Source organism: Kribbella sp. NBC_01484, assembly GCF_036227145.1.
GTDB lineage: Bacteria > Actinomycetota > Actinomycetes > Propionibacteriales > Kribbellaceae > Kribbella.
In genome coordinates, this window is sequence record NZ_CP109437.1 from 230,433 (window position 1) to 249,664 (window position 19,232).

The window sequence follows — 19,232 nt, forward strand, 5'->3', positions numbered from 1 at the left end:
GAACGGATCAGGCGCCGACAGACACCTGCCGCAACCTGTTCTGCAGATACCGGCGTTCCGCGTCGGTCGCGGCCAGACCGAGGGCCTCCTGGTACGCCGTGGCCGCCTCCGGGAAGCGGCCGAGACGGCGGAGGAAGTCGGCGCGGGTCGCGGGCAGCAGGTGGTAGCCGGCGAGCGGCCCGGCAGCCAGGTCGTCCACCAGTCGCAGTCCGACGGCCGGTCCGTCCGCCATGCCGATCGCGACCGCGCGGTTGAGCGCGATCACCGGAGTCTGCTTGAGCCGTCCGTACAGTCCGGCGATCTGCGGCCAGTCCGTGTCCTCCGCCGTACGAGCTGTCGCGTGACAAGCCGCTATGGCTGCCTGCACTTGATAAGGCCCCGGTGCGCCCCGCCGGAGAGTGCTGTCCAGCAAGCTCTCGGCCTCGGTGATCACGGCGTGGTCCCAGCGAGTGCGGTCCTGGTCCTCCAGGGTCACGAGTACGCCGTCCGCGGTCAGGCGGGTGTCACGTCGCGCGTCGTGCAGCAGCATGAGTGCGAGCAGTCCGGCGGCCTCAGGTTCGTCCGGCATGAGCTGCACGAGCAGTCTGGCCAGTCTGATCGCCTCACCGCTCAGACTGGTGCGCACGACATCTGAATAGCCCTCGTTGAACAGCAGATAGAGCACAGCCAGTACGGCGGGCGTCCGCTCTGGCAGGAGGTGTGCCGGCGGGACGCGGTACGGGATTCCGGCGTGCTGGATCTTCTGCTTGGCTCTGGTCAGCCGCTTCGACATGGTCGTCTCCGGGACCAGGAACGCCCGTGCGATCTCCGCCGTACTCAGTCCGGCCAGCGTCCGCAGCGTGAGCGCCACCCGGGCCTCCATCGCCAGCGCCGGGTGGCAGCAGGTGAACATGAGGCGCAGCCGGTCGTCCGGTACGTCGTACTGCGGGTCCGGCTCATACGTCATCGCGGCCACCTCCTGGAGCTTGGCGGCGCCGACGGCCTCACGGCGCAGCCAGTCGATCGCACGGTTGCGTGCGGTGGTGGTCAGCCAGGCACCGGGTTTGTCCGGTACGCCGTCCCGCGGCCACCGCTCCAGGGCCGCGGCGAACGCCTCCTGGGCGCACTCCTCGGCCAGCTCCCAGTTCCCGGTCACGCGGATCAGGGTGGCGACCACCTGGCCCCACTCCTGCCGGTAGACCTCCTCGAACGTCACACGACTCCCGGAGGCGGCTCGAACACCGGACGGATCTCGATCGTGCCGTAGCCGGCCGCCGGGTGCTTGGCGGCGATCTCGATCGCCTCGTCCAGGTCGGCGCAGTTGATCAGCACGAAACCGCCGATCTGCTCCTTGGTCTCGGCGAACGGCCCGTCGGTGAGCAGCAGTTCGTCGTCGCGCACCCGGACCGTCGTCGCCTCGGTCGGCGGCCGCAGTCCGGCCCCGCCCTCGACCACGCCGCGGCGCTCCATCTCCTCCGACCAGCCGCCGCAGCCGTCGTTCGCGTGCGACTCGTCACCACAGATCATCAGCAGGTACTTCACGGTCCTCCTCCAGTGCCGGTCTCACCCACCGACGAACGGGTGCGCCGGAAACAGACACCTCCACGGTAATCGTCGAGGTCTGGAAGCGATGCCGGACCGGGTCTAGCGTCGAGAGCGAACTGATCACCAGGGAGGGTGTGCGATGGCAGGGCGAGTGGTGCATTTCGAGGTTCCGTACAGCGACGGCGACCGGGCCCGGGCGTTCTACCGGGAGGCGTTCGGCTGGAACCTGACGGAGATGCCGGAGATGAACTACACGATGGCGTCGACCGGACCGGTGGACGAGTACGCGGTGCCGTCCGAGGCCGGCTTCATCAACGGCGGGATGTTCGAGCGCACCGAGGCGCTCCGCGGGCCGGTGCTCACGATCGACGTGGACGACCTCGATGCGGCGCTGAAGACCGTCGAGAGCCTCGGCGGCAAGCAGGTCGGCGAGAAGCTCCCGGTCGGCGACATGGGCTTCGCCGCGTACTTCGAGGACCCGGAGGGAAACATCCTCGGACTCTGGCAATCCGCCTGATGTCTGAGCGTCACCGGGGCCACCTACACTGCGAAGTGTGTTGGCTCCGGTGGTGTCCTCGGGAGGATTGAATGCCTGACCGTACCCAGACCATTGCGTACCCGGCGCCCGGGTCGCGGCCGTCGCGACGGGATCAAGAGCCGCTCGCGCCGCACGTGATCGTGCTGTTCGGCGCCACCGGCGATCTCGCCAAGCGCAAGTTGCTGCCGGGGCTGGCGTATCTGCAGCAGTCCAAGTTCGCGCCCGACGTACGGATCATCGGTACGGCGACCGAGGAGCTCACCTGCGACGAGTTCCGGGCCCGGGCGCGGGAGGCGGTCGAGCGGTTCGGCACGCACAAGATGTCCGACGAGGAGTGGGCGCAGTTCGCCGACCGGCTCGAGTACGTGCCGGTCGCGGCCGGGCCGGAGGCGCTGGCCGCGGCCGTCAAGGCGGCGGAGGAGAAGCTCGGGCCGGACGCCTGCCGGCTGCACTACCTGTCGGTGCCGCCGAAGGCCGCGCAGGCGGTGATCGTGATGCTGCGCGACGCGGACCTGGTCGACCGGGCCCGGGTGGTGATGGAGAAGCCGTTCGGCGACGACCTGGACAGCGCGATCGAGCTGAACGACTTCGTGCACGAGACCTTCGACGAGTCGCAGATCTTCCGGATCGACCACTTCCTCGGCAAGGAAGCCGCGCTGAACATCCTCGCGTTCCGGTTCGCGAACGGACTGTTCGAGCCGATCTGGAACCGCAACTTCATCGACCACGTGCAGATCGACATCCCGGAGGAACTCGGGCTGGACCAGCGGGCCACGTTCTACGAGCCGACCGGCGCGTTCAAGGACATGGTCGTCACCCACCTGATGCAGGTGATGTCCTTCGTCGCGATGGAGCCGCCGACCGCCCTGGAGCCGCGGGCGATCTCGGAGGAGAAGAACAAGGTGTTCCGGTCGATGCTGCCGATCCAGCCCACCGATGTGGTCCGCGGCCAGTACTCCGGCTACCGCAACGAGGACGGGGTCGCGCCGGACTCCGACACCGAGACGTTCATCGCGCTGAAGGTCGAGATCGACAACTGGCGCTGGGCCGAGGTGCCGTTCTACCTGCGGACCGGCAAGCGGATGGCCGAGGGCATGCGGATCATCTCGATCGCCTTCAAGGAGGCGCCGAAGACGATGTTCCCGACCGGTTCCGGGGTCGGCTCGGAGGGTCCGGACCACCTGACCTTCGACCTGGCCGACTCGTCCCGGGTGTCGCTCTCGTTCTACGGCAAGCGGCCCGGTCCGGGCATGCGTCTGGAGAAGCTGTCGATGCAGTTCTCGACCCAGGAGACCGGGAGCGCGGGCGACGTACTGGAGGCGTACGAGCGGCTGATCCTGGACGCGATGCGCGGCGACCACACTCTGTTCACCACCGCCGAGGGCATCGAATCGCTGTGGGACCGGTCCGCGATCCTGTTGGACGACCCGCCTCCGGTCAAGCCCTACGCGCCCGGCACCTGGGGCCCGAACGCGATCCACCAACTGATCGCCCCGCGGGCCTGGCGCCTGCCCTTCGAACGCGAGTGGCGCGAAGCCAAGCAGTAAGCCATTGCCGCCGCCCGGACCGAGGCGCACTATCGAGGTGTGATGTGAGTCACAAACACCTTCGAGCGTTGAGGGGGTTGGCGAATGACAGGGACGAAAACGCATCTGACGGCGGAGCAGGCGCCCTGCGGGCGGGTGGGGGATGCGGACCGGAGCCAGGAGGACGACTTCGAGGGCTTCCGGTTCGACGACGTGAGCTACGCCTGTGGGTGCCGGCGGATTCGGCACGAGTTCCACGACGGCAGTGTCCGGATCCGCACCGTGCGCCACGACGGCAAGATCCTGCTGGACGAGCACAGCGGCGACCATGAGGCCTGACTGGGGTAATCGATGAGCACGTTTCATGACGTGGTCGTGATCGGGGGCGGCGGCGCGGGGCTCCGTGCCGCCATTGCGGTGGCCGAGACCAATCCGGCGCTGCGGGTGGCGGTCGTGTCGAAGGTGTATCCGATGCGCAGCCACACGGTGTCGGCCGAGGGTGGCGCCGCGGCCGTTGCCGCCGACGACGACAGCCTCGACGAACACGCCTACGACACGGTGTCCGGTAGCGACTGGCTGTGTGACCAGGACGCGGTCGAGGCGTTCGTCGCCGAGGCGCCGCGCGAACTGCTCCGGCTGGAGCACTGGGGTTGCCCGTGGAGCCGTCAGCCGGACGGCCGGATCGCCGTCCGGGCGTTCGGCGGCATGAAGAAGAGGCGGACCTGGTTCGCGGCCGACCGGACCGGGTTCCACCTGCTGCACACGCTGTTCCAGACCGCGCTCTCGTACTCCGACATCGTCCGCTACGACGAGTGGTACGTCACGAAGATCCTGGTCGACGACGGCCGCGCGTACGGCGTCGTCGCGATCGAACTGGCGACCGGGCGGATCGAGACCATCACCGCCAGCACGGTGATCGTGTGCACCGGCGGCTGCGGACGCGTCTACCCGTTCACCACCAACGCGAACATCAAGACCGGCGACGGGATGGCCCTCGCGTACCGGGCCGGCGCGGCGCTGAAGGACATGGAGTTCGTCCAGTACCATCCGACCGGCCTGCCGTTCACCGGCATCCTCATCACGGAGGCGGCGCGGGCCGAGGGCGGCTGGCTGCTCAACAAGGACGGCTATCGCTACCTGCAGGACTACGACCTCGGTACGCCGTCCCCGACCCCGGTGCTGCGCAGCATGGAGCTCGGACCGCGCGACCGGTTGTCGCAGGCGTTCGTGCACGAACAGGAGAAGGGCCGCACGATCGACACGCCGTACGGACCGGTGGTGAATCTGGACCTGCGGCACCTGGGTGCGAAGCTGATCGACGCCAAGCTGCCGTTCGTCCGCGAGCTGTGTTCGAAGTACCAGAACATCGACCCGGTGACCTCGCTGGTCCCGGTGCGTCCGGTGGTGCACTACATGATGGGCGGGATCCACACCGACATCCGGGGCGCGACGTCACTCGAGGGTCTGTACGCCGCCGGCGAGGTGGCCTGCGTCAGCATCAACGGCGCCAATCGACTGGGGTCGAACTCGCTGCCGGAGTGTCTGGTGTTCGGCAACCGCGCCGGCCGGGCCGCCGCGGTGTTCGCCGGCCGCTACCGCAGCGCCGTACCCAAGGCTGTCGAGGCGCAGGGCCGGGACGAGGAGCGCAGGCTCACCGAGGAGCTGGCCCGGCACGCGGAGGGCCACGAGCGGATCGCGGACATCCGGACCGAGATGCAGACCACGATGGAGAACGGGGCCGGCATCTATCGGGACGGCGACTCGCTGACCAAGGCGGCGCACCGGCTGGAGGAGCTGCAGCTGCGGTACGAGCATGCGGCGATCGATGACCACAGCAAGAACTTCAACACCGAGCTGGTCGCACTGCTCGAGCTCGGCTTCATGCTCGATGTTGCCCAGAGCATCATCGCTTGCGCGGCGCGCCGGGAGGAGTCGCGCGGTGCCCACCAGCGCACCGACTTCCCGGCCCGCGACGACGACCATTTCCTGGCGCATTCACTGGTACGGCGCCAACCGGACGGGACCCGCCGGGTCACGTATCTCCCGGTGACCATCACGCGGTGGCCACCGGGAGAACGGGTGTACGGGAGGTAGTGATGGCAGACGAGATCACCCTCGAGGTCGCGCGCTACCGGCCGGGGGAAGACACCGAACCGGTGATGCAGTCCTACCAGGTGCCGCTGCGCGAGCACTGGGCGATCCTCGACGGGCTCGCCTACGTCAAGGACCACCTGGACGGGACGCTGTCGTTCCGGTGGTCGTGCCGGATGGGTATCTGCGGCAGTTGCGGTATGACCGTCAACGGCGAGCCCCAGCTGAGTTGTGCCACGTTCCTCACCGACTACGCACCCGGTCCGATCCGGGTCGAGCCGCTGAACAACTTCCCGGTGATCCGCGATCTCGTGGTCGACATCGGCGACTTCATGGACAAGCTCCCGACCGTCAAGCCGTGGGTGATCCGGGACGTGCAGAGCCCGGTCGAGCAGGGCGAGTATCTGCAGACGCCGGAGGAGCTGGACGAGTACCAGCAGTACAGCATGTGCATCAACTGCATGCTGTGCTACTCGGCCTGCCCGGTCTACAGCCTCGACCAGGACTTCCTCGGGCCGGCGGCGATCGCGCTCGCGCAGCGGTACAACCTCGACTCGCGGGACGAGGGTGCGGACGAGCGTAGCGCCGTACTGACGTCACCCGAGGGGATCTGGGCCTGCACCTTCGTCGGTGAGTGCAGTGCGGTGTGCCCGAAGGGCGTGGACCCGGCGGGCGCGATCCAGCGGTACAAACTGACCGCGGCGACCCAGGCGATCAAGGACCTGCTGATGCCGAGGCGCCGGCGATGAGCGTCTACCAGCGGCCGGTCCACCTGTTCTGGTGGCTGGAGCGCCGGTCGTATCTGCTCTTCGTTCTGCGCGAGTTGAGCAGTGTCTTCGTCGCGTGGTCCGTGGTGTACCTGCTGCTGCTCGTCAACGCGGTGAGTGACGGCGACGCGTCGTACCAGCGGTTCCTGGAGCGGAGTGGACACTGGTGGGTGGTCGCGATCAACGTGCTCGCGATGCTCTTCATACTGCTGCACGTGGTGACATGGTTCGCCCTGGCGCCCAGGGCGATGGTCGTCAAGGTGCGTGGGGGGCGGCTGCCGCCGCGGCAGGTCGTCGCCGCGCACTACCTCGCCTGGGTGGTGCTGTCGGCGATCGTCGCCTGGGTGGTGCTCCGATGAACCGCCGCTCCCGCTCCCCCGAGCCGTTCCTCTGGATGCTGTTCAGCTCCGGAGGCATGGTCGCCGCGCTGATGATCCCGGTGCTGCTGTTCCTGTTCGGCATCGCGTTCCCGCTCGACTGGCTGACACCGCCGAGGCATGCGAATCTGTTCGCCGTACTGCGGAATCCGTTGACCCGACTGGTGCTGTTCGGCGTGTGCACGCTGGCCCTGTTCCATTGGGCACACCGCTTCCGCTACACCCTGTACGACGGCCTGCAGCTGAAGCGGTACGCCGTACCGATCGTGATCCTGTGCTACGGCGGTGCTGTGGTCGGATCCGTCATCGCCGCCGGCCTGCTGGTGTCCGTCTGAGGTGTCATAGGCTGCGCCAATGCGGGAGATCGTGGTGATCGGCGTCGGGGCGGGTGATCCCGAGCAGGTGACGATGCAGGCCGTGTCGGCGCTGAAACGGGTCGACGTGTTCTTCGTGCTGGACAAGGGTGAGGTCAAGCAAGAGCTGGTCGACCTGCGGTCGGAGATCCTGCGGCGGTACGCCCAGGACCATCGCGTGGTGGTCGGCCGGGACCCCGAGCGGGACCGGACCACCAGCGCGTACGTCGAAGCCGTCGACGACTGGCGTCGCCGCCGGGCCGACGTGTGTGCGGGGCTGATCGCGTCGGAGCTCGGCGAGGATCAGGTCGGCGCGTTCATGGTCTGGGGTGACCCGTCGCTGTACGACAGCACGCTGGCGATCCTGGACGACATCCTGGCGCGGGGCGAACTGGTCTTCGAGGTCGAGGTGATCCCGGGGATCAGCAGCGTGTCGACGCTGGCCGCGCGGCACCGGGTCGGACTGAACCAGGTCGGCCGCCCGATCCAGATCACCACCGGCCGGCGGCTCGCGAAGGCGTGGCCGGACGACGTGGACGATGTGGTCGTGATGCTCGACGCGCAGACCGCCTTCACCGAGCACCTCGACCAGGACGCCGACATCTACTGGGGCGCCTACCTCGGCACCCCCGACGAGATCCTCATCTCCGGCCCACTCCGCGAGGTCGCCGCCGAGATCGAGAAGGTCCGCGCCGAGGCCCGCGAACGGAAGGGCTGGATCATGGACACCTACCTGCTGCGACGTAGACCAAAGGTGTAGGTGGGTTGGCCTTCGGGCCGAAGCGGAGGAGGCGGGATCACGGCGACGCTTCCGGCATGACAAAGAAACTCTTGGTGATGCTGGCCGCGGCGGTCGCCCCGGCCGGGCTCTTGGTGGGTTCCGCGGAGCCGAGTTCGGCCGCGCAACGGGACGTCGTACGAACTGATGCCGGACTCGTGGCGAGCAAGGCGGTCGGGGACGCGCGGGTCTTCGACGGGATTCCGTACGCCGCTCCCCCGGTGGGCGCGTTGCGGTGGAAGGCACCGCAGCCGGTGAAGCCGTGGGACGGGGTGCGGGAGTCGGCGCTCGGCAACCCGTGTCCGCAGCAGCCCAACTCCGAGGCACCGGAGGGCGCCACGGCCGAGGACTGCCTCTATCTGAACGTCACTACGCCGGCGACCTCGTCGCCGAAGCCGCGGGGCGTCGTGGTGTGGATTCCCGGTGGCGGGTTCTTCACCGGCGCCGGCACCAGCTATGAGGCGTCCAAGTTCGCCGCCCGGGGCGATGTGGTCGTGGTGACGGTCAACTACCGCCTCGGCATCTTCGGGTTCTTCGGCTACCCGGGTCTGCCGGGCTCCGGCACCTATGGCATCCAGGACCAGCAGGCAGCCCTGCGCTGGGTGCAACGCAATGCCCGGGCCTTCGGTGGCGACCCGCGCAGCGTCACCGTGGCCGGTGAGTCCGCGGGCGGCATGAGTGTCTGCGCACAGCTGACCTCACCGACCTCCGCCGGGCTGTTTGCGAAGGCGATCATGCAGAGCGGTTCCTGCGCCTTCAACTGGGCCGACAACAGCCAGTACCCGGGTCAGGCCGCGGACTCCCCGTGGATCCCGGTCAGCCGGGTCCAGGCGAACGGCAAGGAGTGGGCCGACGGCAACAAGGCCAAGCTGGCCTGCAAGCCCGGCCAGTCCATGCTCGACTGTCTCCGCGCGGTGAAGTCCGACGTACTGGTCGAGGACACGCTGAACTTCACCCAGGTCGGGTACGGCGGCACCGCAGCGGTGCCACTGAGTCCGGCAACGGCCCTGAAGGCCGGACTGTTCCACCGCGTCCCGATCATCTCCGGCAACAACCACGACGAGGCGAACGGGTGGGTGGCCGCGTTCGGGGACATCAAGGACTACCCGCAACTGGTGACCAACATGGTGGGCGCCCAGCAGGCTCCGAAGGTCCTGCGGCAGTACCCACTCGACCGGTACGAGTCGCCGGCGGCAGCGTGGGGCGCGGTCACCACGGATCGGATCTGGTCGTGCACGCAGATCGGCACCGACCAGGAGGCCGCTCGCAACGTACCTGTGTACGCGTACGAATTCGCGGACAAGCACTCGCCGATCGCCCAACCCGGGTTGGGCGCCGCGCACGCCATGGAGCTGCCGTATCTGTTCCGGCTTGGTGGCTATGACTTCCCGATGCCGGAGACGCAGCAACGGCTGTCGAACCAGATGATCGACTACTGGACGGCGTTCGCCCGGACCGGCAATCCGAACGGACCGGACCGGCCGCGCTGGTCGCCGACCAGCAATCAGACCATCAACGGCCTGTCATTGGCTCCGGCGGACCAGGGCGGCATCCAGCCGGTCAACCTCAGCACCGAACACCACTGCGCCTTCTGGGCGGAACTCAGCTGACCTTTTGGGGCCGCCGAGCCCAGACGCGCAGCGCGATCGGCGACAGGAGTAGCAGCAGTAGCGCATAGAAGTGCACTCCGGGCACGAAGGCCGCCAGGAGGAAGGCGACCAGGGTCAACCCGGTCATCACGAGGGAGCCTGCGAGCTCCCGGCTGCTGACCGGGTTGTCCGGGTCCTCGAGCTCCTGATGCCCGCGGACCAGCCAGGTGAGCGCGGACTGGCAGATGCTGAGCAGGAGGATCGTGCCGGTGTAGAGGCCGGCGGTGAACTGGTCGCTGTCGTAGACGCCGACGATCTGGGTCGGGAACGGCAGCACCACGATCGTGAGCAGCCACAGCAGGTTCAGCCGCATGATGGCCGGGGTGTAGGCCTTGACGTGCTCGAACACCCGGTGGTGGCCCAGCCAGAAGCTCGAGATCACCACGAAGCTCAGCAGGAACGAGTAGATCTGCGCCTTGTTCTCGGTGATCACGCCGACCGCGTCGACCCCGTGGCTCTTGGCCTCGGTGACCACGTCCACCAGCGGCAGAATCAGCAGCGTGATCGCGATCGCGACGACCGCATCGGTGAACAGGACCAGCCGGTCGGGATCCCTCGTCTTACTCACGGCCGACAACAGTAGCGAGTAGCAGGGCTGCCAGGACGAAGGCGGCCGCTGTGATCCACGCGACGCTGTAGCCGTCCCGCAGCGCCAGTACGTTGCTTGCGCCGTCAGCCAGCCGGTTCGTCGTCGTGGATGCGGCCAGTGTCGCCAGTACGGCGGTCCCGACAGCCGCACCGGCCTGCTGTGCGGTGTTGTTCAGGCCTGAGGCGAGTCCGGCGTCCTTGGCGTCCGCACCGGACATGGCCAGCATGATCGCGGCCGGGATGGCCAGTCCGATCCCCGCGCCCATCACCGCGAGTACGGGAGCGACGTTGACGACGTACGAACCGTCCACTGGTGCCTGGCTGATCCAGAGCAGCGCTACGAGGAAGGCGGCCAGGCCTGCTCTGAGCATGGTGCGCGGACCGAAGCGGACGGTCAGACGGGGTGCGATGGACAGGGACATCACAGCGTTCATGATCGGCGCGGGCAGGAAGGCCACTCCGGTCGTGAGCGAGTCATAGCCGAGGACTCGCTGCACGTAGAGCGCAGTCGTGAACTGAAAGCCGAAGCCGGCTGCGAACAGCAGCACGACGATGACGTTTGCCACGGTCAACTGACGCTTGCGGAAGATGTGCAGGGACAGCAGTGGGTTCGCGATGCAGGCCTGACGCAGTACGAACGCCGCCAGCAGGAGGATCGAGACCGCGGCCAGGATCAGCGTGCGCAGTAGCGTCGCGTGCGGCTCGGCGGTCTGGACGATCGTGTAGACGCCCAGCGACAGACCTGCGGTCACCAGTACGGCGCCCAGCACGTCAGCGCCCTTCCCGAGGCCGAGGCCCTTCTCCTGCGCGAGGAATCGCGACGCAAACGCCAGCGCGGTCAGTCCGATCGGCACGTTGATCAGAAACGCCCAGTGCCAGCCGACGGTCTGCGTGATCACTCCGCCGAAGATCAGTCCGATCGACGCGCCGCTCGCGGAGGTGAAGCTGTAGACCCCCATCGCCCGCGCCTGCTCACCCGGACCCGGGTAGAGGTTGACGATCATGCCCAGGATCACCGCTGAGGCCAGGGCACCACCGACACCCTGCAGGAACCGCCCGCCAATCAGCACCTCCGAGCTACGGGCCAGTCCACACAGCAACGAGGCCGCGGTGAACAGCCCGAGCCCGGCCACGAACACCCGCTTGCTGCCGATCAGATCCCCGATCCGCCCGGCCAGCAGAAGCAGTCCCGCGAAGGCGATCAAGTACGAGTTCATCACCCACGCCAGCCCCGCCTGCGAGAACCCCAGATCCCCTTGAATCGTTGGCAACGCGACCGTCACCACGGTCGCGTCCAAGATGATCATCAACTGCATCACACACAGCACGACCAGCGACCTCACGCGCCCCGGCGCAGCCCTGCCACTCGTGCTCGAAGAACCCAGAACATCTACCGACATCGGTCGTCTCCTTGTCGTACTGATCTGACAAGAACGACCATAACAGATAGTCCCGTACTAGACGATCTTTTATCGGATCACCATCGCGACCCGGGCCACCACAACGACAACCCCCATCAGCCCGCCTGGGAACCCACTGATCAGCTACCCGAGTTCTCTGGCAGGATCACCACCCCCACCCACCAACTAACCGCACCCTTCGTCGAGTCGTTGAATACGGCTGCCGACACCCGGCACTTCACAACCACAGTCCACGACTCGCGGTTTCGGTGCGTAGCCATACACCACGACTCGGTGGGCGGCTGTTCCAGGAGCGGCAGGGCCGGGAATTGATCGGACAGACGGGATGGGCGCCTTGGCCCGGCTACTGTTCGGGCCGTGGCACGACTTGCGGTGAAGCTTGTGCTGCTGGAGGAGGACCACCGGCTACTGCTCATCCACGCCAAGGACCCTCAGACACAGGCGGAGTGCTGGTATCCCGTGGGCGGCGGGGTCGAGCCTGGCGAGACATTGCAGGATGCAGCGGTTCGCGAGGCCTACGAAGAGACTGGCTTGGTCGACCTCCCGCCGGGACTCCCGGTCTGGCGACGCGACCACCTGTACGAGTACGACGGCCGGGTCGTCGAGGTCCACGAAGAGTGGCTGATGTACACGGTGAATCACTTCGAGCCGGCGCCGGCGCAATTGACTGAGGGTGAAGCACGCAGCGTCGTGGGCTTCCGATGGTGGCGGGCGCGGGAGCTGAGCGAAGCGACCGAGACGATCTACCCACCCCGCCTCGGCCGTCTACTGACAGACCTCCTGATCGACGGCGCGCCACCAGACCCGATCGACATCAGTGAACCGAAATCCCCGGTCGCAGCTGACAAGGGTCACGATCGGCATCTGACGAGACCCGCCTGATTCAGCTCGCCTTGACGCATGCCGATATAGGCATATGATGGCATCCATGGCACGAGCAGCGACGACGTCGGACGCGTTCAACGCGATCGCCGAGCCGCAGCGCCGGGACATCCTGGTGCTGCTGCGGGCGGGTGAGCGTCCGGTGACCGACCTGGCCCAGGAGCTGGGGATGAGCCAGCCGCGGGCGTCCAAGCACCTGCGGGTGCTCCGGGAGGTCGGTCTGGTGCGGGACCGCAAGGCAGGCAAGCAGCGCCTCTACGGCCTGGACGCCCGCGGGCTACGGCCGATCCACGAGTGGGTCGGCGGATTCGAGCAATTCTGGAACGAGAGTTTCGACCGGCTGGACAGCTACGTGCAGGATCTCAAGCAGACACGGCAGGAGGACTGACCGATGGCAGGGGCAAGGCAAGAAACGCGGACGGAGCCGGCGACGGCCGACCGGGAGATCGTGCTCTCCAGGTCGATCGACGCCCCCCGGGAGCTGGTGTTCGAGGCGTTCACCGAGGTCCGGCACTTGTCGCGGTGGTGGGGTCCGGAGGGGTTCACCACGACCACGCGGTCCTTCGAGTTCCGCGAGGGCGGGGAGTGGGACTTCGTACAGCACGGGCCGGACGGGACCGATTACCCCGAGTGGATCACCTGGACCGCGATCGTCCCACCGGAGCGGATCGCGATGCTGCATGGTGAGTTCCGCGGCGACCCGAACGCCTTCGAGTCGGTCGTGACGTTCGACCTCGACGGTGCGGCGACCCGGATCGAGATGCGCGCGTTGTTCCCCACCAAGAAGCTGCGCGACGAGGCGGTCGAGAAGTACCACGCAATCGAGGGCGGCCAGCAGACCTTGAGCAGCCTGGCTGCCTACGTCACCGAGATCGTCAAGGGAGTTGAGGACTGATGGCCGGGAAAGTGTTCTTCGGTGTGTCGATGTCGCTGGACGGCTTCATCGCGCCCGGGTCTCTCGGGGAATTGATGGGGAAGCAGTGGATGGAACTGCAGCGGTGGGTCTTCCCGCTGCGGTTCTTCCGGGAGAATCTGAAGCTCGGCGAGGGCGGCGAGGAAGGGCGCGACAACGACATCGCGCGGGAGACGTTCGAGCGCACCGGCGCGAGCATCATGGGCAAGCGCATGTTCGACGCCGGCGAGCAGATGTGGCCGGAGGAGGCGCCGTTCCACACGCCGGTCTTCGTCGTGACGCACGAGAAGCGTGACCCATGGGAGCGGCCGGGCGGGACCACCTTCCACTTCGTCAACGACGGCATCGAGGCCGCACTCGACCAGGCCCGCGAGGCCGCCGGCGACCGCGACGTCCGCATCGCCGGCGGCGGTGCGACGATCCTGGAGTACGTGAACGCCGGCCTGATCGACGAGTTCTCGATCGCGCTGTCGCCCGTGTTGTTCGGCTCCGGAATCCGCCTGTTCGAGGGCGTGGACGCGGACCGCGTGGCCCTGGAGCCGATCCGCGCGGAGCCCTCCCCGAGGGTGACGCACCTGACCTACGCCGTCCGGCAGCGGTAGGCGGCCGGCTGTTAGCCGGCGCGTTGGCGGGGGCGGCGTACGGACTGGGCCTCTGCGGGGGTGGAGAGGTGGCCGTCGACCAGGGTGACCAGGGCGTCTACGAAGGGTTTGCGTTGGGGGGCGGTGAGGGCGGCCAGAGCCTCGGCGTGGACTCGGCCGACTATTTGCTGGCCTTCGGCGGCGATCTTGGCGCCGGCCTCGGTGACGGCGATGATGCGGGCGCGGCGGTCGGTGGCGGAGGGCTTGCGTTCGGCGTAGCCGGCTTTTTCGAGGGCGTCGACGGTGACGACCATGGTCGTCTTGTCCATGTACGCGAGTTCGGCGAGCTGGATCTGGGTGCGCTCCTCCTCGAGCGCGTGCCGCAGGACGCACTGCATCCGCACCGTCAGCCCGACGTCCGCCAGCGCCGCGGACAGCCGGGTCTCGAGGACGTGACCGGCATGCGTGAGGTAGCCGGTGAGGTCGGGAACCGTCCGCGGTGGTGTCTTCGCCATGATCCGAGCATAGCGCGGATTATCTACTGAAAGATGATCCGCTGCAGATCATTCTCCCGGGTGCCGCAGCGTCGAGTCGTCCGCCGGCCACGGCCGGTCCCTGAGCACCATGCCGCCGACCCTGCCACGCCCCACCGACAACCCGGCCACACTCGCGCAAAGCCTTGGCCCCCGGCAACGGCAGCCGGCGCCATAGCGGAAGAACGACGTCCAGCTTGCTCCCAAGGGCACTGTCGCAAAGCCGCGAGTCGGGGCGCGGGCGGCGAGGTTGAGTTGCTCGCATGACTGTCACAGCAGCGCGTACGCCAACCGTCCGGTGGCTCGGAGTCGTCGCGGTCACCCTGGGGATCTTCGCCATCGTCACCACCGAGATCCTGCCGATCGGACTGCTGACCCCGATCGGCAGCGACTTCGCCCTGACACCGGGCCGCACCGGCTGGCTGATGACCATGCCCGGCCTGGTCGCAGCCGTCGCCGCGCCGGTCGTGACAGTCGTAACAGCCCGGCTCGACCGGCGCCTGATGCTGTGTGCCCTGATGGTGCTGCTCGCCGCGGCCGGCTTCCTCGCCGCGGCCGCTCCGGTCTACTCGCTCGAACTGTTCGCCCGCTCCCTGGTCGGCCTGACCATCGGCGGCTTCTGGTCGATCGGCGCCGGCCTGGCCGGGCGGCTGGTCCCTGAGCAATGGACCGTACGCGCGACCGCAGTCATCTTCTCCGCGGTCCCACTCGGCTCGGTGCTCGGCGTACCTGTGGGGACGTTCGTGGGTGAGCTGGCAGGGTGGCGTACGTCGTTCGTCGCGCTCGGAGTGCTATCACTGATCGTGCTCGCCGCGCTCTACATCACTGTCCCTCCGCTGCCGCCGCTGCAGGTCACGCGGCCCGCCGTACTGCGGGATGCGCTGCGAGGCAGTCGGAACGCACTCATCGTCACCTGCCTGATCGTGACGGCGCACTTCGCCACCTACACCTACGTGACGCCTTTGCTGCGGGACGTCGTACGGCCGGAGCTGATCGGGGTGTTCCTGTTGATCTACGGCGCCGCCGGCCTGGTGGGAAACCTCGTGGCCGGTACTGCGGCCGCCCGCAACCTCACGCTCACGTTCGCCGGCTGCGCTGGTCTGATCGCGACGGCGACGCTGCTGATGCCTGTGGTGGGTCGCAGTACGGCGGGAGCCCTGCTGCTGTTGGTGGTGTGGGGACTCGGGTACGGCGGGATCCCGGTGTGCTCGATGAGCATGTTCGCGAAGGCCGCACCGCAGTCGCGGGAGGCTGCGACCGTACTCTTCACCTCGTCGTTCCAGGCAGTGCTGTCGATCGGGGCGTTGCTGGGCGGACTGGTGGTCGACGCGTGGTCTGTGTCGGCGGCGATGGTGTGCGGCGGGGTGGGCGCAGCGCTCACGGTCGGCGTGCTGCTGTGGTCCAGAACACAGGAGGTGCCAGGCACGTAGCATCGCGGTTGTGGCGAGGACTCAGACCGATCGGTGCCCTGGTGTGCTGGCGGTACACCAGGCAGCCGACGGCGGTCTCGCGCGGGTGCGGGTACCGGGTGGGGTGCTCAGCGTTCAGCAGCTCGAGGTGCTCCGGTCGGCCACGCGAGAGCTGGGCGACGGGCGACTGGAGCTGACCTCGCGCGGGAACGTGCAGATCCGCGCGCTAAGACCAGACGGACCACGCGAGCTGTCGGATCGGCTCTACGCGGCCGGACTGCTGCCGTCGCTGACGCACGAGCGAGTCCGCAACATCCTCGCGTCCCCACTCTCCGGTCTGGACCAGGAGTCCCGGTACGACGTACTCCCGGTGGCTGCCGCGGTCGACCGAGAGCTCTGCGCCCGCCCTGCGCTGGCCGAGCTGCCAGGCCGCTTCCTGTTCGCCCTGGACGACGGTCGAGGTGACGTGGCCGGAGTGCGGGCTGACGTCTCTCTCCGAGCGATAGACGACCGCGAGGCCCTCCTGAGCGTCGGTACCCGCGGTGTTCGGGTGCGGTGGGGTGATGCGGTCGGCTTGATGGTTGCAGCAGCTGAGGCGTTCCTGGCCGAGCGTGACGCTCAGGAGTGGCGGATCGCGGAGCTAGACGACGGCGAGAACCGAATCCTCAACCGGCTCGCGCTGCAGCCGACCGAGGACCTCCCGACGACGAGCACCAGGGTCGCGGCCGGTCAGCACGGGTCTGCACTCGTGGTGACCGTCCCACTGGGAAGCCTCACCCAGGAACAGGCCGGTGTGCTCACCGAGGTTGCTGACGAGGTCCGGCTTACGCCATGGCGGTCGGTTGTGGTGCCGGTGGTGTCGACCGAAGAGCTGGAGCGGGTTGGGTTGGTTACTACCGCGGACTCGGTCTGGGAGGGTGTGACGGCGTGTGCGGGGCGGCCGGGGTGTGGGAAAGCCTTGGCGGATGTTCGGGCGGACGCCTGGCGGGTGGTGCCGGGGATGGAGCGGGACGGGCGCCGGGTGCATTGGTCGGGGTGTGAGCGGCGGTGCGGGAAGCCGGCCGGGGACTTTGTGGATGTGGTTGCTGTGGGCAATGGGTATCTGGTGGACGGGGAGCGGATGTGAGCGGGTTCGAGTACGTGCGGGACGGCGCGGAGATCTACCGGCGGTCTTTCGCGACGATCCGGCGTGAGGCGGCACTTGGCGAGCTTCCGGCCGACGTGGCGCAGGTCGCCGTACGGATGATCCATGCGTGTGGGATGACCGATCTGGTCGCGGACCTAGCCTGGTCGCCGAATGTCGTCAAGAACGCGCGGGCTGCGCTGCAGGGTGGCGCGCCGATCCTGTGTGACGCGCAGATGGTGGCGGCCGGCATCACCCGGCGCCGGCTGCCGGCGGACAACCAGGTGATCTGCACACTGCAGGACCCGAGGACTGTCGAGCTGGCGCACGAGTTGCAGACCACCCGGAGTGCGGCGGCGGTCGATCTCTGGGATGAGCACCTCAGCGGCTCGGTCGTTGCTATTGGCAACGCTCCGACGACCCTGTTCCGCCTGCTCGAGCTGCTGAAGGACGGCGCGCCGCGGCCGGCCGCGATCCTCGGGATCCCGGTCGGGTTCATCGGCGCGGCGGAATCCAAGGACGCGCTGGCGGCGAACGAGCTCGGGCTGGAGTACCTGGTGGTGCGCGGACGTCGCGGTGGGAGTGCGATCACCGCGGCGGCCATCAACGCGATCGCAAGCGAGGAAGAGTGATGGGCGACCGCATCGGACGGTTGTGGGGTGTCGGGCTGGGACCCGGCGATCCGGAGCTCGTGACGGTGAAGGCGGCCCGGCTGATCGGTGCCGCCGATGTGATCGCGTTTCACAGTGCGCGTCACGGCCGGAGCATCGCGCGAAGTGTGGCAGCGCCGTACTTGAGGGAAGGCCAGCTCGAGGAGCACCTGGTCTACCCGCTGACGACCGAGACCACTGATCATCCCGGCGGCTACCAAGGCGCGATGGACGACTTCTACGCCGACTGTGCCGCGCGGCTCGCCGCACATCTCGACGCCGGCCGCGACGTCGTCGTACTGGCCGAGGGCGATCCGCTCTTCTACGGCTCCTACATGCACATGCACAAGCGGCTGGCCGACCGCTACCCCTGCGAGGTCGTCCCCGGCGTGACCTCGGTGAGCGCGGCGGCCGCCGTACTCGGACGGCCGTTGTGCGAGCGGGACGAGATCCTCACCGTGCTGCCCGGGACCCTGCCACCCGACGTCCTCGCCGACCGCCTCCGCAGCACCGACGCTGCAGCGGTGATGAAGCTCGGCCGAACGTTCCACAACGTCCGCGAGGCCTTCGAGTTGGCCGGACGCGCCGACGAGGCCTGGTACGTCGAACGCGCGACAACCGACGCGCAGCGCTCGGCTCCCCTCAACGAGGTGGACCCGGACGACGTCCCCTACTTCTCCCTCGCCCTGCTCCCGAGCCCGATCAACAACGCCTTCACTCCCCTGGTGCCCAAGACCGCCACGGACGGTTCGGTCACCGTGGTCGGCCTCGGACCGGCCGGGCCGGAGTGGATGACCCCCGAGGTGCGCGCCGCGATCGCGGGGGCCGACGACCTGATCGGCTACGGCCCGTACGTCGACCGCCTGCCGGACCGCGCCCGTCAGCGCAAGCACGGGTCGGACAACCGGGTCGAGTCCGAGCGGGCCGCGTTCGCCTTCGACCTGGCGCGCAAGGGCTCCACCGTGGTCGTGGTCTCGTCCGGTGACCCTGGGGTGTTCGCGATGGCCAGTGCGGTCACGGAGGTCGCGTCGGCGCCCGAGTACGCCGATATCGCCGTACGCGTGCTGCCCGGCATGACCGCGGCTCAGGCCGTCGCCAGCCGGGTCGGAGCACCGCTCGGGCACGACTACTGCGTCCTGTCGCTGTCGGACCGGCTCAAGCCATGGGACGTGATCGCCCGGCGGCTGTCGGCGGCTGCGGCGGCCGACTTGGCGATCGCGATCTACAACCCCGCCTCGAAGTCCCGCACCTGGCAGGTGGCCGCGACCCGTGACCTGCTGCTCGAACACCGTTCCGCGGACACTCCGGTCGTCATCGGCCGCGACGTGGGCGGCCCGCAGGAAGCTATCACGGTCACAACCCTGGCTGAGCTGGCCCCGGAGGCAGTTGACATGCGGTGCCTGCTGCTGGTCGGCTCGTCGCAGACCCGCACCGTGCCCCGCCCGGCCGGCCCCCTGGTCTTCACTCCGCGCCGCTACCCGGCGACAGTGAGTGAGTCCACGCCAGGGGCTGGTTAAATCCGCCCTCCG

The 19,232-nt window shown here is 68.2% G+C and carries 22 protein-coding genes; 17 read left to right on the plus strand and 5 right to left on the minus strand.

Going from position 1 to position 19,232, the window contains the following annotated elements; all coding sequences use genetic code 11:
• Positions 1-7: 7 nt before the first annotated feature.
• Positions 8-1,195, minus strand: coding sequence for an RNA polymerase sigma factor (locus OG555_RS00980; protein WP_329480238.1), 1,188 nt, complete (start codon positions 1,193-1,195; stop codon positions 8-10).
• Positions 1,192-1,521, minus strand: coding sequence for a YciI family protein (locus OG555_RS00985; protein ID WP_329480240.1), 330 nt, complete (start codon positions 1,519-1,521; stop codon positions 1,192-1,194). The genes OG555_RS00980 and OG555_RS00985 overlap by 4 nt, the downstream gene beginning before the upstream one ends.
• Before the next feature lie 142 nt (positions 1,522-1,663).
• Here OG555_RS00985 and OG555_RS00990 point away from each other — a divergent pair, with 142 nt between their 5' ends.
• The 9 genes from OG555_RS00990 (at position 1,664) to OG555_RS01030 (ending at position 9,564) form a co-directional block, all read left to right on the plus strand.
• The gene (locus OG555_RS00990) at positions 1,664-2,041 is read left to right on the plus strand and encodes a VOC family protein (protein WP_329480242.1); all 378 of its coding nucleotides are present in this window, start codon (positions 1,664-1,666) and stop codon (positions 2,039-2,041) included.
• Between the two features lie 71 nt (positions 2,042-2,112).
• Positions 2,113-3,609 carry a glucose-6-phosphate dehydrogenase gene (gene zwf / locus OG555_RS00995; protein WP_329480244.1) on the plus strand — a complete coding sequence of 499 codons (1,497 nt, stop codon included), beginning with the start codon at positions 2,113-2,115 and terminating at the stop codon, positions 3,607-3,609.
• An 84-nt stretch (positions 3,610-3,693) separates the two neighbouring features.
• On the plus strand, positions 3,694-3,927 hold the full coding sequence (locus OG555_RS01000) for a hypothetical protein (RefSeq protein ID WP_328519072.1): 234 nt from the start codon (positions 3,694-3,696) through the stop codon (positions 3,925-3,927).
• 12 nt (positions 3,928-3,939) lie between these two features.
• The gene (frdA, locus tag OG555_RS01005; protein ID WP_329480246.1) at positions 3,940-5,682 is read left to right on the plus strand and encodes a fumarate reductase (quinol) flavoprotein subunit; all 1,743 of its coding nucleotides are present in this window, start codon (positions 3,940-3,942) and stop codon (positions 5,680-5,682) included.
• 2 nt (positions 5,683-5,684) lie between these two features.
• Positions 5,685-6,428 carry a succinate dehydrogenase/fumarate reductase iron-sulfur subunit gene (locus OG555_RS01010; RefSeq protein WP_329480248.1) on the plus strand — a complete coding sequence of 248 codons (744 nt, stop codon included), beginning with the start codon at positions 5,685-5,687 and terminating at the stop codon, positions 6,426-6,428.
• A complete protein-coding gene (locus OG555_RS01015; RefSeq protein WP_329480250.1) occupies positions 6,425-6,805 on the plus strand; it encodes a fumarate reductase subunit C in 381 nt (126 codons plus the stop codon). The genes OG555_RS01010 and OG555_RS01015 overlap by 4 nt, the downstream gene beginning before the upstream one ends.
• Positions 6,802-7,158, plus strand: coding sequence for a fumarate reductase subunit FrdD (frdD, locus tag OG555_RS01020; protein ID WP_329480252.1), 357 nt, complete (start codon positions 6,802-6,804; stop codon positions 7,156-7,158). Before OG555_RS01015 ends, frdD begins: the two co-directional genes overlap by 4 nt.
• A 19-nt stretch (positions 7,159-7,177) precedes the next feature.
• Complete coding sequence (cobF, locus tag OG555_RS01025; RefSeq protein ID WP_329480254.1) at positions 7,178-7,936, plus strand: precorrin-6A synthase (deacetylating); 759 nt, start codon at positions 7,178-7,180, stop codon at positions 7,934-7,936.
• Positions 7,937-7,992: 56 nt separating this feature from the next.
• A complete protein-coding gene (locus tag OG555_RS01030; protein ID WP_329480256.1) occupies positions 7,993-9,564 on the plus strand; it encodes a carboxylesterase/lipase family protein in 1,572 nt (523 codons plus the stop codon).
• Here OG555_RS01030 and OG555_RS01035 read toward each other — a convergent pair.
• Positions 9,557-10,171, minus strand: a complete 615-nt coding sequence (locus OG555_RS01035) for a TMEM175 family protein (protein ID WP_329480258.1) — start codon at positions 10,169-10,171, stop codon at positions 9,557-9,559. The two genes, OG555_RS01030 and OG555_RS01035, sit on opposite strands and share 8 nt — an antisense overlap.
• Entirely contained in the window at positions 10,164-11,591 is a 1,428-nt protein-coding gene (locus OG555_RS01040; protein WP_329480260.1) for a DHA2 family efflux MFS transporter permease subunit, read from the minus strand. The genes OG555_RS01035 and OG555_RS01040 overlap by 8 nt, the downstream gene beginning before the upstream one ends.
• A 378-nt stretch (positions 11,592-11,969) precedes the next feature.
• Between OG555_RS01040 and OG555_RS01045 the strand changes: the two genes are divergently transcribed.
• Genes OG555_RS01045 through OG555_RS01060 form a run of 4 tightly spaced genes read left to right on the plus strand, consistent with a single transcriptional unit; the run spans position 11,970 to position 14,009 of the window.
• Entirely contained in the window at positions 11,970-12,494 is a 525-nt protein-coding gene (locus OG555_RS01045) for an NUDIX hydrolase (RefSeq protein WP_329480262.1), read from the plus strand.
• Positions 12,495-12,540: 46 nt separating this feature from the next.
• The gene (locus tag OG555_RS01050; RefSeq protein ID WP_329480264.1) at positions 12,541-12,882 is read left to right on the plus strand and encodes an ArsR/SmtB family transcription factor; all 342 of its coding nucleotides are present in this window, start codon (positions 12,541-12,543) and stop codon (positions 12,880-12,882) included.
• A gap of 3 nt (positions 12,883-12,885) precedes the next feature.
• Positions 12,886-13,389, plus strand: a complete 504-nt coding sequence (locus OG555_RS01055) for an SRPBCC family protein (RefSeq protein WP_329480266.1) — start codon at positions 12,886-12,888, stop codon at positions 13,387-13,389.
• A complete protein-coding gene (locus tag OG555_RS01060; protein WP_329480267.1) occupies positions 13,389-14,009 on the plus strand; it encodes a dihydrofolate reductase family protein in 621 nt (206 codons plus the stop codon). Before OG555_RS01055 ends, OG555_RS01060 begins: the two co-directional genes overlap by 1 nt.
• Positions 14,010-14,020: 11 nt before the next feature.
• Here OG555_RS01060 and OG555_RS01065 read toward each other — a convergent pair whose 3' ends face one another.
• Positions 14,021-14,503, minus strand: coding sequence for a MarR family winged helix-turn-helix transcriptional regulator (locus tag OG555_RS01065; protein ID WP_329480269.1), 483 nt, complete (start codon positions 14,501-14,503; stop codon positions 14,021-14,023).
• A 281-nt stretch (positions 14,504-14,784) separates the two neighbouring features.
• Between OG555_RS01065 and OG555_RS01070 the strand changes: the two genes are divergently transcribed.
• Genes OG555_RS01070 through OG555_RS01085 form a run of 4 tightly spaced genes read left to right on the plus strand, consistent with a single transcriptional unit; the run spans position 14,785 to position 19,220 of the window.
• Positions 14,785-15,951, plus strand: coding sequence for an MFS transporter (locus tag OG555_RS01070; protein WP_329480271.1), 1,167 nt, complete (start codon positions 14,785-14,787; stop codon positions 15,949-15,951).
• A gap of 10 nt (positions 15,952-15,961) precedes the next feature.
• Complete coding sequence (locus tag OG555_RS01075) at positions 15,962-17,056, plus strand: precorrin-3B synthase (RefSeq protein ID WP_329480273.1); 1,095 nt, start codon at positions 15,962-15,964, stop codon at positions 17,054-17,056.
• Positions 17,053-17,685, plus strand: coding sequence for a precorrin-8X methylmutase (locus OG555_RS01080; RefSeq protein WP_329480275.1), 633 nt, complete (start codon positions 17,053-17,055; stop codon positions 17,683-17,685). The genes OG555_RS01075 and OG555_RS01080 overlap by 4 nt, the downstream gene beginning before the upstream one ends.
• Positions 17,685-19,220, plus strand: coding sequence for a precorrin-2 C(20)-methyltransferase (locus OG555_RS01085; RefSeq protein WP_329480277.1), 1,536 nt, complete (start codon positions 17,685-17,687; stop codon positions 19,218-19,220). Before OG555_RS01080 ends, OG555_RS01085 begins: the two co-directional genes overlap by 1 nt.
• Positions 19,221-19,232: the final 12 nt, after the last annotated feature.

Bases quoted from the DNA above. Each gene is read 5' to 3' on its own strand.
- OG555_RS01060 (WP_329480267.1), top strand. From the start codon at position 13,389: ATGGCCGGGAAAGTGTTCTTCGGTGTGTCGATGTCGCTGGACGGCTTC.
- OG555_RS01010 (WP_329480248.1), top strand. From the start codon at position 5,685: ATGGCAGACGAGATCACCCTCGAGGTCGCGCGCTACCGGCCGGGGGAA.
- OG555_RS01030 (WP_329480256.1), top strand. From the start codon at position 7,993: ATGACAAAGAAACTCTTGGTGATGCTGGCCGCGGCGGTCGCCCCGGCC.
- OG555_RS01070 (WP_329480271.1), top strand. From the start codon at position 14,785: ATGACTGTCACAGCAGCGCGTACGCCAACCGTCCGGTGGCTCGGAGTC.
- OG555_RS01000 (WP_328519072.1), top strand. From the start codon at position 3,694: ATGACAGGGACGAAAACGCATCTGACGGCGGAGCAGGCGCCCTGCGGG.
- zwf (WP_329480244.1), top strand. From the start codon at position 2,113: ATGCCTGACCGTACCCAGACCATTGCGTACCCGGCGCCCGGGTCGCGG.
- OG555_RS01050 (WP_329480264.1), top strand. From the start codon at position 12,541: ATGGCACGAGCAGCGACGACGTCGGACGCGTTCAACGCGATCGCCGAG.
- OG555_RS01065 (WP_329480269.1), bottom strand. From the start codon at position 14,503: ATGGCGAAGACACCACCGCGGACGGTTCCCGACCTCACCGGCTACCTC.
- OG555_RS01085 (WP_329480277.1), top strand. From the start codon at position 17,685: ATGGGCGACCGCATCGGACGGTTGTGGGGTGTCGGGCTGGGACCCGGC.
- OG555_RS01055 (WP_329480266.1), top strand. From the start codon at position 12,886: ATGGCAGGGGCAAGGCAAGAAACGCGGACGGAGCCGGCGACGGCCGAC.
- frdA (WP_329480246.1), top strand. From the start codon at position 3,940: ATGAGCACGTTTCATGACGTGGTCGTGATCGGGGGCGGCGGCGCGGGG.
- frdD (WP_329480252.1), top strand. From the start codon at position 6,802: ATGAACCGCCGCTCCCGCTCCCCCGAGCCGTTCCTCTGGATGCTGTTC.
- OG555_RS00990 (WP_329480242.1), top strand. From the start codon at position 1,664: ATGGCAGGGCGAGTGGTGCATTTCGAGGTTCCGTACAGCGACGGCGAC.
- OG555_RS01040 (WP_329480260.1), bottom strand. From the start codon at position 11,591: ATGTCGGTAGATGTTCTGGGTTCTTCGAGCACGAGTGGCAGGGCTGCG.
- cobF (WP_329480254.1), top strand. From the start codon at position 7,178: ATGCGGGAGATCGTGGTGATCGGCGTCGGGGCGGGTGATCCCGAGCAG.
- OG555_RS01015 (WP_329480250.1), top strand. From the start codon at position 6,425: ATGAGCGTCTACCAGCGGCCGGTCCACCTGTTCTGGTGGCTGGAGCGC.